Annotated in this window: 19 protein-coding genes; 13 read left to right on the top strand and 6 right to left on the bottom strand. The window is 70.5% G+C overall.

The window, feature by feature from the left end:
* Positions 1–443, bottom strand: a 443-nt coding sequence (locus ACZ7GZ_RS38445) for a hypothetical protein (RefSeq protein WP_471031825.1), incomplete at its 3' end; no start/stop codon positions are given.
* Between the two features lie 197 nt (positions 444–640).
* Between ACZ7GZ_RS38445 and ACZ7GZ_RS38450 the strand changes: the two genes are divergently transcribed.
* On the top strand, positions 641–880 hold the full coding sequence (locus ACZ7GZ_RS38450; RefSeq protein ID WP_471031827.1) for a helix-turn-helix domain-containing protein: 240 nt from the start codon (positions 641–643) through the stop codon (positions 878–880).
* A 75-nt stretch (positions 881–955) separates the two neighbouring features.
* Here the strand turns inward: ACZ7GZ_RS38450 and ACZ7GZ_RS38455 are convergent, their stop codons facing one another.
* Complete coding sequence (locus tag ACZ7GZ_RS38455; RefSeq protein ID WP_471031829.1) at positions 956–1,426, bottom strand: hypothetical protein; 471 nt, start codon at positions 1,424–1,426, stop codon at positions 956–958.
* A gap of 187 nt (positions 1,427–1,613) precedes the next feature.
* The gene (locus ACZ7GZ_RS38460; protein ID WP_471031832.1) at positions 1,614–2,261 is read right to left on the bottom strand and encodes a helix-turn-helix domain-containing protein; all 648 of its coding nucleotides are present in this window, start codon (positions 2,259–2,261) and stop codon (positions 1,614–1,616) included.
* Positions 2,262–2,379: 118 nt separating this feature from the next.
* On the opposite strand from ACZ7GZ_RS38460, the gene ACZ7GZ_RS38465 reads away from it, so the two are divergent.
* The 11 genes from ACZ7GZ_RS38465 (at position 2,380) to ACZ7GZ_RS38515 (ending at position 8,276) form a co-directional block, all read left to right on the top strand.
* The gene (locus ACZ7GZ_RS38465; RefSeq protein WP_471031834.1) at positions 2,380–2,604 is read left to right on the top strand and encodes a helix-turn-helix transcriptional regulator; all 225 of its coding nucleotides are present in this window, start codon (positions 2,380–2,382) and stop codon (positions 2,602–2,604) included.
* The gene (locus ACZ7GZ_RS38470; protein WP_471031836.1) at positions 2,601–3,017 is read left to right on the top strand and encodes a hypothetical protein; all 417 of its coding nucleotides are present in this window, start codon (positions 2,601–2,603) and stop codon (positions 3,015–3,017) included. Before ACZ7GZ_RS38465 ends, ACZ7GZ_RS38470 begins: the two co-directional genes overlap by 4 nt.
* Entirely contained in the window at positions 3,014–4,270 is a 1,257-nt protein-coding gene (locus ACZ7GZ_RS38475; RefSeq protein WP_471031838.1) for an AAA family ATPase, read from the top strand. The genes ACZ7GZ_RS38470 and ACZ7GZ_RS38475 overlap by 4 nt, the downstream gene beginning before the upstream one ends.
* On the top strand, positions 4,267–4,638 hold the full coding sequence (locus ACZ7GZ_RS38480; protein WP_471031841.1) for a hypothetical protein: 372 nt from the start codon (positions 4,267–4,269) through the stop codon (positions 4,636–4,638). The genes ACZ7GZ_RS38475 and ACZ7GZ_RS38480 overlap by 4 nt, the downstream gene beginning before the upstream one ends.
* Positions 4,635–4,958: a hypothetical protein gene (locus ACZ7GZ_RS38485; RefSeq protein WP_471031844.1), complete on the top strand. Its 324-nt coding sequence runs from the start codon at positions 4,635–4,637 to the stop codon at positions 4,956–4,958. The genes ACZ7GZ_RS38480 and ACZ7GZ_RS38485 overlap by 4 nt, the downstream gene beginning before the upstream one ends.
* The gene (locus ACZ7GZ_RS38490) at positions 4,945–5,346 is read left to right on the top strand and encodes a helix-turn-helix domain-containing protein (RefSeq protein ID WP_471031847.1); all 402 of its coding nucleotides are present in this window, start codon (positions 4,945–4,947) and stop codon (positions 5,344–5,346) included. Before ACZ7GZ_RS38485 ends, ACZ7GZ_RS38490 begins: the two co-directional genes overlap by 14 nt.
* Before the next feature lie 3 nt (positions 5,347–5,349).
* On the top strand, positions 5,350–5,991 hold the full coding sequence (locus ACZ7GZ_RS38495) for a hypothetical protein (RefSeq protein ID WP_471031850.1): 642 nt from the start codon (positions 5,350–5,352) through the stop codon (positions 5,989–5,991).
* Positions 5,988–6,230 (top strand): hypothetical protein, encoded by a 243-nt coding sequence (locus tag ACZ7GZ_RS38500; RefSeq protein WP_471031852.1) that lies wholly within the window; start codon positions 5,988–5,990, stop codon positions 6,228–6,230. Before ACZ7GZ_RS38495 ends, ACZ7GZ_RS38500 begins: the two co-directional genes overlap by 4 nt.
* Positions 6,227–6,499 carry a hypothetical protein gene (locus ACZ7GZ_RS38505; RefSeq protein ID WP_471031855.1) on the top strand — a complete coding sequence of 91 codons (273 nt, stop codon included), beginning with the start codon at positions 6,227–6,229 and terminating at the stop codon, positions 6,497–6,499. Before ACZ7GZ_RS38500 ends, ACZ7GZ_RS38505 begins: the two co-directional genes overlap by 4 nt.
* A gap of 233 nt (positions 6,500–6,732) precedes the next feature.
* A complete protein-coding gene (locus ACZ7GZ_RS38510; protein WP_471031857.1) occupies positions 6,733–7,767 on the top strand; it encodes a tyrosine-type recombinase/integrase in 1,035 nt (344 codons plus the stop codon).
* Between the two features lie 263 nt (positions 7,768–8,030).
* Positions 8,031–8,276 carry a hypothetical protein gene (locus ACZ7GZ_RS38515; protein ID WP_471031859.1) on the top strand — a complete coding sequence of 82 codons (246 nt, stop codon included), beginning with the start codon at positions 8,031–8,033 and terminating at the stop codon, positions 8,274–8,276.
* 29 nt (positions 8,277–8,305) lie between these two features.
* Here the strand turns inward: ACZ7GZ_RS38515 and ACZ7GZ_RS38520 are convergent, their stop codons facing one another.
* From ACZ7GZ_RS38520 to ACZ7GZ_RS38530, 3 genes are all read right to left on the bottom strand, one after another.
* Positions 8,306–8,503, bottom strand: a complete 198-nt coding sequence (locus ACZ7GZ_RS38520) for a hypothetical protein (RefSeq protein WP_471031862.1) — start codon at positions 8,501–8,503, stop codon at positions 8,306–8,308.
* Positions 8,504–8,883: 380 nt separating this feature from the next.
* Positions 8,884–9,123, bottom strand: coding sequence for a hypothetical protein (locus tag ACZ7GZ_RS38525; protein WP_471031864.1), 240 nt, complete (start codon positions 9,121–9,123; stop codon positions 8,884–8,886).
* Between the two features lie 530 nt (positions 9,124–9,653).
* A complete protein-coding gene (locus tag ACZ7GZ_RS38530; protein ID WP_471031866.1) occupies positions 9,654–10,454 on the bottom strand; it encodes a ParA family protein in 801 nt (266 codons plus the stop codon).
* Between the two features lie 192 nt (positions 10,455–10,646).
* Between ACZ7GZ_RS38530 and ACZ7GZ_RS38535 the strand changes: the two genes are divergently transcribed.
* A complete protein-coding gene (locus tag ACZ7GZ_RS38535; protein ID WP_471031867.1) occupies positions 10,647–11,378 on the top strand; it encodes a hypothetical protein in 732 nt (243 codons plus the stop codon).
* Positions 11,379–11,405 lie beyond the last annotated feature (27 nt).

Here is an 11,405-nt window from a genome sequence, read left to right on the forward strand (position 1 = left end):
GCCGATGTGGCGGATTTGACGTCCGCCTGGGCCGTGACCTTGACGGTGCGGTCCTTGGTCAGCTTCTTCAGGCTGCTGGTCGCTGCCTTGTCGTCCAGCTGAGCTGTGATCCTGACCCGGCGGTCCTTGGTCAGTCTCGTCAAGGACGCCGTGGCGGCCTTGCTGTCCAGGGTGGCGGTGAGCTTGACGCTGCGGGCCTTGCCGAGACGGTCCAGGCCGGCTCGGGCTGCCTTGTCGTCCAGGCTGGCCTTGACCGTGACGCCGATCGGCTTCAGCAGCTTCTTGGTGATGCCGTCCCGGATGAGGGATCCGGCGCTGAGACCGGCGGCCTTGGCGGGGTCGCGGATGGCGGCAGGGAGTTCGACCCGGAGGCGGTCACCGAACTGGGACACGTCCGGGATCAGCGACACCCGGGTACTGCCGACGAGCGTGGCGTCTGCCATGCCGCCCTCCCTACGAATCCTCCGTGAGGGGCGGCCCGAACCTTCGATCCGACGACGAAACCAATACCCTCACCATAGATTGTATGCCCTAGGGCATGATCTGATCTATGATTCAAAGGTGGATACGGGGGGTTGTCATGGAATCGAAGGTGCTAACGGTCCGGCAGCGACGCACACCACCGGCTGACCTCGGGCAGATGCTGCGAAAGGCCCGGGCGCGGCGAGGCCTCGGGCAGGGAGAGGCTGGCCGCCTGGCCGGACTGTCCCAGGGCTACCTGTCCAACCTCGAGCGCGGCCAGCGCACCCCGTCCATGGCCGTGGCCGAAGCCCTCGCAGACGTCCTCGGGTTGTCCCTGAAGGAGTGCCAGCAGCTGTACGGCGTGGCCGTGACGGACGCCGGGCGGTGTAACCCGCAGCGACTGCAACAGGCCGCGTAGACGCCTCGCCGGACGCACAAGACGACCCCCTCTCCGGGTGGGCTGCCGGGAGAGGGGGTCTCGTATTGCCCGGGGTCAGACGGCAGTCAGCAGGGCGGCCTCGGTCTCGGTCGGCTCGGGGATGGTGGTCATGCGCTCCACGCGCAGAGAGGGTGCCGGGGTCTTCATCGGGACCGGGCCGAGGCCGTGAGCCTTGAAGATGGCGCGGATGGCGTCCAGGTCGGCGACCTGGCGGCTGGACTGGACGCGGGAGACGACCCACCGGCCGTAGATACCGGCGGGGAGTCGGTCGAGCAGCTTGCGGGCGGCGCGCTTGCCGCGGTCTCCGGCGCGGGCCTGGTCCATGGCCTTGGCGTAGGAGGTGGCGGCGGCCTCGATCTCCTCTTCGGCGGGCATCTCACCTTCGCCGTAGACGTCGGTGGGGTCGGCGGCGAGGACGGGGCCGGCCTGCTCGGTGTCGGCGGTGGCGGCGGCGACCGTCTCGCGGACGGTGTCGGCGACCGCGCCGGCGAAGCGACGGGCGGAGCGGATGAGAGACTGAAGCATCGGTTTCTCCTGGTGGTTCAGGCGGATCCGTCAGGCCCCTTCTCTCGGTGGTCCAGACCGAGGTTGGGGTCGTCCTTGTTCCTTGCGTGATTCAAGATAGCATCACGCGACTCAAGTAAGCAAGGGATGCGGGCACAGAGAAGGCCCGGGCCGACACTGACCCGGGCCTGACTGCTGGCGGTACGCCCTACTCGGTGCCCACCTCCGCGGCAAGACGGCCCATCTCGGCATGGCCGGCCACCTCCCGCTCCACCTCCGCCCGCACCCGGTCCAGGGACACCCCGATCCGGTCGGCAAGGTCGGCCACCTCCCGGCTGTCGCCCTCCACCCACACCGCGGCGAGAGCGAGCAGACGCGTCACGTCCACACGGATCGCCTCCGCGGCCTGGCCAGCCGGGTGCTGGCGGGCCTCACGCCGGTTGGGCGGCAGGGAGGCCAGGGCGTACTCCATGGCCGAGGTCTGGGTGCCGGGCCCGGTCAGCGGCTGCTCGCTACTCGCCCACGCCCAGGCCCGGTCAGCCGGAACACGGCCAGCGCCGGTGACGTCGACGTGCGCGGCCGGGTGGTCCTCGAGGGGGAGCAGCAGCGCGGCGGGGGAGACACCGAACGCGACGGCGAGGGCCGCCAGGTCGTCGCTGGTGACTCCCTTCTTGCCTTGCTCCCAGCGGGTGACGCTGGCCTGGGAGACGCTGCGACCTGCCGCGGTCAGCTTGGCGGAGAGGTCCCGCGCGGTCATGCCGGAGCGCTTGCGGAGGCGGGCGATGTTCGCCGCCACGGTGCGCCCGGTGTCGCCGACCTCTACGGCCGTGCGGCCCTTCTTCTGCTGCTCATCCATGCGCGCCATGGTACGCATCGCAATCGCTCCCTTTGGTTGTTCTGTGATCCGCTATCATCCCTTTAGGTTTCAGTATGGCATCGTTTGATTCTGATTGGAATCAGAGAAGGGGTACGGGATGACCGCCACCACCGAGGACGACCTGCTGTCGCCCCGCGAGGTCCACGCCGATTTCGGCGACGGCTTCACACCCCAGACCCTCGCCAAATGGCGCCGCGCCGGCATCGGCCCGGAATACATCAAGACGACCCCCGGTCGCACCGGCCGCATCTTCTACCGCCGCTCCGCCATCGAGGCATGGCTGAACGCCCGCACCGTCACCCCGGAGACGGCAACGGCATGACCGCCACCCGACCGGCCCCGACCCTGCGCCCCGCCCTGTCCTGGGACGACGATCCCGTGGCCCTGTGGGCAACCGCGCGCGCCCTGTACTTCGCCCGGGACTTCCCCAAGTACGCCAGCCCGGAATGGATGGCGCTGCGCCCCGACGACCCCACCCGCCTTGCCTCCGCCCTCGAGGCCGCGGAGTGCTGGCGCAAGTACGGCGACGAGGAAGCACTGCTCGCCTGGTTCAAGTCGCTGGCCACCAACCGGGAATCCCTCGCCCGCCGGCGCACCCTCGCCCAACTGGACGCCCTCGCCCGGCCGAAGCCCGCACACCATCTGCAGGCGACACCCGGCTGGCCCCCGATACGCGTGCCCGGACCGCGGGGCAGCTACCTCTACCCGCCCCAGGAAGGGAGGTGCGCAGCATGACGACCTCCCCTCACGACGTCGTGGACGTCGACCCCTGGCCGCCCGAGGAGAACACCGAGCAGCCGGCCCGCCCCCGCAGCTGGGCAGCGCAGGACCTCACCGGCATCCTTGACGGCACCTACGTGCCGCCGCAGCCGACGGTCGGCCACCGGGACGACGGCATCGGCCTGTTCTACCCCGGCAAGATCAGCAGCATCGCCAGCGAATCCGAGGCGGGCAAGACGTGGCTGGCCCTGCTGGTCTGCCTGCAGGAGATCAACGGCGGACGGCACGTCCTGTACGTCGACTTCGAGGACGACGCCGGCGGAGTCGTCGGACGGCTGCTGGCCCTCGGTGCCAACCCGCGCGACGTCCGCAACCAGTTCCACTACGTCCGCCCGGAGACCAGGCCGACCGAGATAGACCTGCTGGACCTGGCCAACGTGCTGCAGCTGAACCCGTCTCTGGCCGTGGTCGACGGAGTCACCGAGGCCATGGCCATGTTCGGGCAGGAACTGAAGGACAACACCGACGTCGCCAAGTTCGGCCGGGCCCTGCTGCGCCCCCTCGCCGCCAGCGGAGCCGCCGTCGTCACCCTGGACCACGTCGTGAAGTCCACGGAGAACCGTGGCCGCTACGCCAGTCTCGGAGGCGGCCACAAGCTGAACGGCCTGAACGGCTCCATGTACATGCTGGAGAACATCCGCCCGTTCGGCATCGGCGTGGCCGGCAAGTCCCGCGTGCGCATCGCCAAGGACCGCCCCGCCCAGCTCCGCAAGCACGCCGAGGCCAACGCCAGCGGACTGCACTGGTTCGCCGACCTGGTCATCGACTCCCAGGACGAGCAGTACGCGGAGGCTCACCTCTACCCGCCGAAGCCCGTCGCTCAGGAGACTCCGGTGGACGCCGAGGACAAGCGGCAGCAGGACCTGCAGGCCGCCATCCTCGCTGTCCTCGCCAAGGCCGCACAGCCGCTGTCCAAGGCCGGGATTGAGGACCGGGTGACCGGCAAGGCCGCCGATAAGCGCCGCGCTCTGGCCGCCCTGGTCGACGACAAACGCGTGGTCGCCACTTCCGGACCGAGGGGGGCGATGCTGCACAGCCTCCCCACCTCGTCCGACCTCGTCCCCACCTCGTCCCGGGACGAGGTAGTGAGTGCTCGTCCCTCGTCCCACCCTTATAGGTGGGACGAGGACGAGCACACTCAACCCGCTCCGGCGAGGCCGCACCCCCAGGACGAGGTCGAGCACTCCCCAGAGAGGGCCCACCGATGACTGACACCGCCCCCGTTCGCTTCGCCCGTGTCACCGACGTCCGCCGACGGCACGCCTTCTACTGGGCCCTGCAGCCCGACCAGTGGGACCGTCTCAGCCGCGCCTACAAGCGTGAGCGCGGGCTGACCATCGAACCGTTCGAGTTCACCGACCCGCGCATCGTCGCCGAGGCCTCGGCCTGGATCGCCAGAGAGACACACGCCACCGGCAACCCCGTGCTGGTGATGGTCGGCAGCAGCGAGGCCGGCCGCTGGGTCAACTGGAACCTGGCCACGCCCAGGCCCGCCGTCCCTCAGCCGGCTGCCTCCCGCGCGCGTGTGTGCGCGAACGGGCATGGACCGGTCCCCGAGCAGGGAGGCGCCCGGTGAAGCTGACTCCGCGGCACTTCCGTTGGCATGAGGAGATCACGGCTCTGGCCCGTCGGGAGGGGTGGACGGTGTGGGAGCAGTCGCGGGAGCAGCAGCGGCCGGAGGATCCGACGTTCTTCGCGGCTAAGGGGCGGGTGGTGATTGCGGTGTGGTTGCGGTCGGCGTCGCCGAGGCCTTCGAGGGTTCCGCCGGTGGACCGGTTCGAGGCTGCTGGGGTGCGGGGGTTCTTCTGGTCGCCGTTGGATCTGGCGAAGGCGCGGGTGGTGCTGGTGTCGGCGGGTCGGCCGGTGGTGGGGGCGGGCCCGGATGACGCTGCCTGACCTTCCTGAGGGTGCGCGGCGTCTGGTGCGTGAGGACGGGTCGGTGGTGGTGCCGCCGGCGCTGGCGGGGGAGGTGCTGCGGTGTCTGCTGCGTGACCTGTCGGGCCGGGTGCGTGCGGATGGCGGGGAGTTGTCGGCGGGGGTGCGTGAGCTGTTGTGGGGGCTGCACGCGGCGGCCACCGAGGCGGAGCTGCGGGCCAGTTCCGTTGACGGAACTTCGGAGGTGCCGGCGGTCAGGGTGGAGATAGGTATCAGCGATGCGGCTCAACGGCTGGGTTGCTCGCCGGAGTACGCGCGCCGTCTTGCCCGTAGGGGCAGGCTGTCCGCCCGTCGGGTGGGGCGCACCTGGTTGGTTGACGCGGCGGCCCTTGCTGCCGGGGAGGAGTAGACAGTGGCCGAGCAGCAGGTGGAGAAGTCGCCGCAGGAGCAGCTGGCGGACGCCCGGGCGGAGCTGGACGAACTGCAGGGGCTCATCGACGGCCTGGAGGAGCAGGTCCGCGAGGGCGACGACCGCGAGGCGGAGATGGAGCTGGGCCGGCAGTACGGCTTGAAGCGTCTGGCGGAGCTGCGGCGGGAGGCTGCGGAGCGGCGCGCGTCCAAGGCGGTGGCGGAGGAGAAGGCACGGCGGCGCCTCGAGGCGGAGGCGGCGGCGCAGGCCGACCTTGAGCAGCTGGGCGTCGACCGGCTCGCGTCCGCCCTGGACACCGCCGTGCAGGCTCTCGCTGACCTGAAGGCCCTGGGTGATGCGCGGCAGGCGGCCCTCGAGCGGCACGCCCGGGCGTACGTCGACCTGGGGATGAAGGACCGCATCGTGCACCAGGACGGGCACTGGGTGCGCTTCCAGGCGGGCGGGGCGGTGTACGACACGAACCAGGACCAGTGCTCGGGCAACGCGCTGCTGGCGCTGGTGCAGCAGGAGCTGAAGCGGCGCGAGCTGATCCCGGACCGGGTGGCCAAGGGCTTCACCCCGCTGGAGCCGATCCCGCACCCGGTCACGCGGTACCTGGCGGAGCGCGCGGGTGATGCGGCGTGAGCGAGGTGCAGCAGCTGGACGGCGAGGCGCTGAAGGGGATGAGCCCGGAGGCGATCGTGGCGGCCCTCGAGGCGGGCCAGCTCACGGAGTACATGGCCGGCGCCCCGGTGGAGGCCGCGCTGGTGGCCGAGGTGGAGCAGTACGGCGGGGAGTGGCTGCAGGGCCGGGATGCGGCCGAGGTGACCGCGGCCGCGAACGCCGGTCATCTGCGCGCGTACATGGCAGGGGAGATCCAGTGAGCCGGGTGGAAGACGACGCGGCGGAGATCGTGCGCAAGGTGTGGGGTCTGACCCTGGCTATGGCCGAGGGCGATGAGGACCGCTGGGACCTGCTGATCGGGTCCACGCCGAACGAGCTGAAGGACGACATCATTGGGGCCCTGTGCCGCTCGCAGGTCGGGTGCCTCGGGGATCTGGTGACGGCGCTGCACCAGGTCCCTGACCCGTACCCGTACGTTCTCGAGCTGCTGCGGGAGCAGGTCCGGGAGGCCGACCAAGCCTCTCCCTGACCGGCCTGCAACCCTCGAACCCGTCAGCCCGCACTCGCGCACGGAGTGCGGGCTGACGGCCTATCTATGGACGGCATTTTCTGCGCGTGAAGGCACGTCTATAGAAGGCGCGTTTCGCGTGCGCGCGCGTTGAGCGGTCCAGAAAGTCCAGAAACCCTGGCGCGGGTGAGGCCCTGTCAGTGATGCCCTAGGACATGATGGAACTACAGAATAATGACCCTTATCCTGTAGTCATGGACACGTTTCCCGCCGTCCGGTCCTCCGAGGCCGGTATCGCCCTGCCCTCCGGACGGACCGTCATCCTGCGCGGCACGCCCCCCGCTTCCACTCCCCAGGCGCTGCTCGATCTGCTCGCCGACGCCGGCGCCGGACCCCACGTCCTGAAGGCCACCCGGTCCTGGTTCGCCAAGCGTCCGAGCGAACACTCCCGGACCGCGTACGCCAAGGACGCCGCCTGGTGGCTCGCCTTCTGCGCGGCCGCCGACGTTGACCCGACCCGGGCCCGGCCCACCGGCGCCGACGACTACGAGGCGGCGCTGCGCGAGACGGGCCTGGCGAAGTCGACCAGGGCCCGCCGCCTGGCGGCCGCCTCGAGCTGGTACACGTACCTGATCCGCGCCGACGTCGCCGACCGCAACCCGTTCGAGGGCATGGAGCGCCCGTCGGTGTCCGCCGACGACTCCCCCACCCGCGGCCTCACCCCCAAGCAGTTGGCCGCGATCCTGAAGTACGCACGCGAGCACGAGTCGACGCGCACCTACGCGCTGCTCGCCACGCTGGCCACCACCGCCGGCCGGATCGGCTCCGTCCTCGGCCTCACCGTCGGACGCCTCGGACACGACCAGGGCCACCGCGTCGCCGACCTGCTGGTGAAGGGCGGCAAGCCCAAGCGGGTCGTCCTGGTCCCCCTCGCCGTGGAGGCCATCGACACTCACCTGGAAGGCCGCCAGCGCCGTGCGGACGACTACGTGTTCGCCACCCGCACCGGGCAGCCCATGGACGAACCCGCCGCGTTCCGGCTGCTGCGCCGGGTGGCCAAGGCCGCCGGCGTCCCCGACCACAACAAGCTCTCCCCGCACTCGCTGCGGCACTCCTACGCCACCGCCCTACTCGACAAGGGCGTGCCGCTCGCCGACGTCCAGGACGCCCTCGGGCACGCCGACCCGCGCACCACCAAGCGCTACGACCGCAACGCGGGCAAGCTCCACCGCTCGCCCAGCTACCGCATGCAGGAAGAACTCGCCAAGGCCATGCACGCCGACGACTGACCCCCGGGCGAAAGTGCCAGAGGTGTGGAGCCGTGCCCACGTGACCTGCGGGAGGTACATCAGTGGAACCCGTGAGACCGTGCCACGCGCACGCGTGCGAGGGCCGTCTCACCGAACCCGGACATGGCACAGGCCCCGGAGACGCCTACACGCTCCGGGGCCTGTGCGTGACGCGACCGGCACCACCAGCAGGCTACGGCGTGGCACTGACATCGTTCCCCCAGCGTTTGGCCATCCGGTCCGTGCGCGGAACACTGACCGGCATGGCAGCCCTCCCCCGCACTGAGTGCCCCGTCTGCACCCGCGACGTCGCGGTCACGGTCCGCGGCCTGATCTACCGCCACGACCCAGCATCGGGCCGCGACCCGGAACTGCGGTCCTGCCCTGGCTCGCTGAAGCCGGTGCAGGCGCCGGCCGGAGCGCTGCTGCTGTTCGTCTCCCCCGACAACGTCCACCAGGACGACGACGCGACCGAGGACGCCATGCCGGAGCCGGTCCTGCTGTTCTGAGGTTTCGCACAGCTCGCATCGCCTGACGCTCAGGACTGGCTGCCGGGACCGAGGGACCGGCGGGGTGCCGGCTGCTGGGCGGGCCTGCCGCCGAGGACGCCACGGGCGCGCAGTTCGTCTACGTCGGGTATCGGCACGGCAGGCATGGACGGAAGCAGGTCGGCCTGGGAGGCACGGATGCCGGCGGGGACCTGGGGGCCGGCACCGAGGGCGCGTCGGTTACTCACGGCGTCATCGTAAGCGGGGGCCCAGAACACGACTCAGCCCCCGAAGTTTTGTGGCCTCGGGGGCTGAGTCGCGTACGGCCGGCTAGCTGCGGTCACCGGCCGTGGCCTGTGGGCCAGCGCCCCCGCCGTTGTTCGCAGCCGGCGGGGGCACCGGGGCCTCACCGGACGCCGTCCCGGGGGGATCCGGACGGCGGCAGGGGGCCTGCGCCAACGTCGGCTAACCGGTTCGGTGGGCCGGTTCGTGGGGTCCAGCGGACGCCTGACAACGCAGCTTGTTGCCGACGGGCGTTCGCCTACCCACGTGCCAACGAGGACACGACCCACAGACTACCGAACTAACAGAGTTCGTGAGTACCGAAGTTCGTGAGTCGCGGACTCTGTTAGTTCGCCTGGTCTTCCCCCAGCAGAGCGCGGCGCATCTCGTCCTCGGTGTCCCCCTGGATTCGGTCGGCGTTCTGCAGGAGCAGGTCGACGGCGAGGCGGAGCAGGGTGTTGTCCGTGATGCGCTCGGCCTTGTTCGCGCGGTTCGCGGCGACCTGCCGGCGCAGCTCGGTCAGTGCGGAGGCCTGGTCGGGGCGGACGCGGGCTTCGAGGCGGGCCATGGTGGCGTAGCGGGGCACAGGTCGCTCCGGGGGTCGGGGGTGTTCTGCCGAGGTCTTGGACTGCGGGAGCACTGGACTGCGGAAGTCCCGATCTCTGGTGGTCCGTGATTCCCGTACTACGGGAGTTCCGCTGTTCGGGACTTCGGGCCTGCCGAACTGCGGGAGTCCCGGACTACCGATTCCTGGTGATCCGGAGTTCTGGTATTCCGGTACTTCCGGAGTCCGTGAGTCCTGGACTTCGGGGGGCTGTGACTCCGGTACTCGCGGGATCCGGGATTCCGGTGGTTCGGGAGTCCGGGTCTGCGGTGGTGCCGGACTCCGTGGCTCGGGCGGGGCCGCGGGTTCGCCGCCGGCGCGCATCTCGGCCAGGCGGTTCCAGAGGCCGCCACCGGTCTTCTGGTCTTCGGAAGTCTGGGAGTCCGGCACTTCGGGAGTCTGTTCCTCGGTGTCTTGCTGGTCGCCCACCCGCAGCTGCTCGGGCCGGGCCTGCAGGCGGCCGCGTTGGAGCTGGGAGGTGGCCGGCGGCCGCTTCCGTTCGGGCTTCGGTGTCATGACGTGACCTTGATGAGGTACTGGGCCAGCTTCCGCCAGTTGTCGGCCTGGGCCGTGGCCACCGCGGTGCCGAGGGCGCGCAACGGCACCTCGCTGTCGGCGGCGTCCTTGATGGCGGTCCGTTCCTCGATGTACGGCTGCCAGAGCATGTCGTCGCCGAACCGCTCAGGCATGCCCTCCAGCTGGAAGTTGTGGGCCCCGAGCTGGGGCCGGTAGCGGTTGACGATGTAGCCGAGGACCTCCAGGTCGGGGTTGTAGAGGTTCTCTCGGCTGTCCTCGATGAAGTCCCGCATCCGAACGGCGGACCCGACGGAGTCGTACTCGGGTTCGCTGATGATGAGGGAGTACCGGCAGGCGCACAGACCGAGCTGGGTGAGGTGACCGAGGGACGGCGGCAGATCGGCGAGCAGGTAGTCGTCGTCGTCGTCCACGCCCTCCAGTGCGGTGCGCAGCCGCTTCACCGAGCCGGGGACGGCTGCTTCGCTGACGCGGTTCTCCAGGTCGTAGCGGGCCGGGATGACACGGATGCGGCTGCGGTACGGCTCGGGCCACTCGATCTGGGCAATGGCGTCGATGGCCACGCCGGATCGGCCGTCCTTGATGGCCTCGGAGACGGTGGGGATGGGGTTGTCCTCGTCGACGTGGATGCCCATACGCCGTTCGGCGTTCATCTGCGGGTCCAAGGCGACGATCAGGACGTTCTTGTCTTCCTCGGCGAGGCCGGCGGCGAGGTTGATGGTGGCGGATGTCTTGCCGACTCCGCCTTTGTTGTTGCCGAGGGCGATGCGTGTGGCCAAGGCGTGCACTCCCGGGGTCCGGTGGTCTGCGATTCACGTAGTCCCGGACGCCGGTAGGTCCGGAGTGCGGGACTCCGTGAGTTTCGCAGACGGTCCGTGTGCGCCCCGCTGGGGGCACGGAAGCCGCGAGGTGGCCGCGTCTGTCAGAGGGGGCTGGAAGGCTCTGCAGAACGGCACGGAGAGGGGCATTCAGTGACAGCAGCGGTGTACGTCGCCACGCATGCGGGCTTTGCAGCGCACCGGGTCGGTCTCACGGACGCGCAGGCCGGTACCGACCGACTGCGGGTGAACGAGCGCCGCGGTTGGCGCATGGTCGGCCTGGTGCACCTGGCGACCCGTGCCGAGGCGGCGCACGTGGAGGCGGCGACCCTCGCTGAACTCCGGGCCGCCGACGTGCCCTACGGCGTGGCGGCCGCCCGCATGCCACAGGGCGGCTACACCGAGACGCTCCCGGCTTCTGCCATGCCAGCCATGGAACTGCTGCACACGGTCCGCCGGATTGCCGGGCAGCTCGAGGACGGCCAGGGCGAAGGCCGTCTGAGCGCCGTCCTTGAGCTGCTCTCGTGGGCACAGCGGCATGTAGGAACCGCGGCTGTGGATGCCGCCTGGGAGACCGACCAGGTGGCCACCAAGGCGCTGCTGCTGCAGGTCGCCGCGGAAGCCGAAGCACTGGCGGCCGCGGCCCGGACAGAGGCCGAGGTGCCGGCCGGGGCTCGGGCGCTCCGAGTCCTCGAGCGAGCGGTGAAGCAGTGCCGGCGGGCGGATGAGCTGCTGGCGGAGGCGGACACGCGGATGACTCCGGAGTTCCGTGCACAGCCGGAGGTGCGGGCGCTCCTGGACCAGCTCACTGAAGGCGCGGAAGCCCTCGCTGCACTCGTCAGCGATCCAGTGGGGGACGGCAAGCGAGCCCGCGGCCGCGCCTAGGACGCCGACGCCGAATAGCCCGAGCAG

The sequence above is a fragment of the Streptomyces sp. NPDC037288 genome (assembly GCF_055603265.1).

Excerpts from the sequence above, each read along its gene's own strand:
- ACZ7GZ_RS38450 (WP_471031827.1), top strand. The coding sequence starts at position 641 with ATGCTGCGAAAGGCCCGGGCGCGGCGAGGCCTCGGGCAGGGAGAGGCT.
- ACZ7GZ_RS38455 (WP_471031829.1), bottom strand. The coding sequence starts at position 1,426 with ATGCTTCAGTCTCTCATCCGCTCCGCCCGTCGCTTCGCCGGCGCGGTC.
- ACZ7GZ_RS38460 (WP_471031832.1), bottom strand. The coding sequence starts at position 2,261 with ATGGATGAGCAGCAGAAGAAGGGCCGCACGGCCGTAGAGGTCGGCGAC.
- ACZ7GZ_RS38465 (WP_471031834.1), top strand. The coding sequence starts at position 2,380 with ATGACCGCCACCACCGAGGACGACCTGCTGTCGCCCCGCGAGGTCCAC.
- ACZ7GZ_RS38470 (WP_471031836.1), top strand. The coding sequence starts at position 2,601 with ATGACCGCCACCCGACCGGCCCCGACCCTGCGCCCCGCCCTGTCCTGG.
- ACZ7GZ_RS38475 (WP_471031838.1), top strand. The coding sequence starts at position 3,014 with ATGACGACCTCCCCTCACGACGTCGTGGACGTCGACCCCTGGCCGCCC.
- ACZ7GZ_RS38480 (WP_471031841.1), top strand. The coding sequence starts at position 4,267 with ATGACTGACACCGCCCCCGTTCGCTTCGCCCGTGTCACCGACGTCCGC.
- ACZ7GZ_RS38490 (WP_471031847.1), top strand. The coding sequence starts at position 4,945 with ATGACGCTGCCTGACCTTCCTGAGGGTGCGCGGCGTCTGGTGCGTGAG.
- ACZ7GZ_RS38510 (WP_471031857.1), top strand. The coding sequence starts at position 6,733 with ATGGACACGTTTCCCGCCGTCCGGTCCTCCGAGGCCGGTATCGCCCTG.
- ACZ7GZ_RS38515 (WP_471031859.1), top strand. The coding sequence starts at position 8,031 with ATGGCAGCCCTCCCCCGCACTGAGTGCCCCGTCTGCACCCGCGACGTC.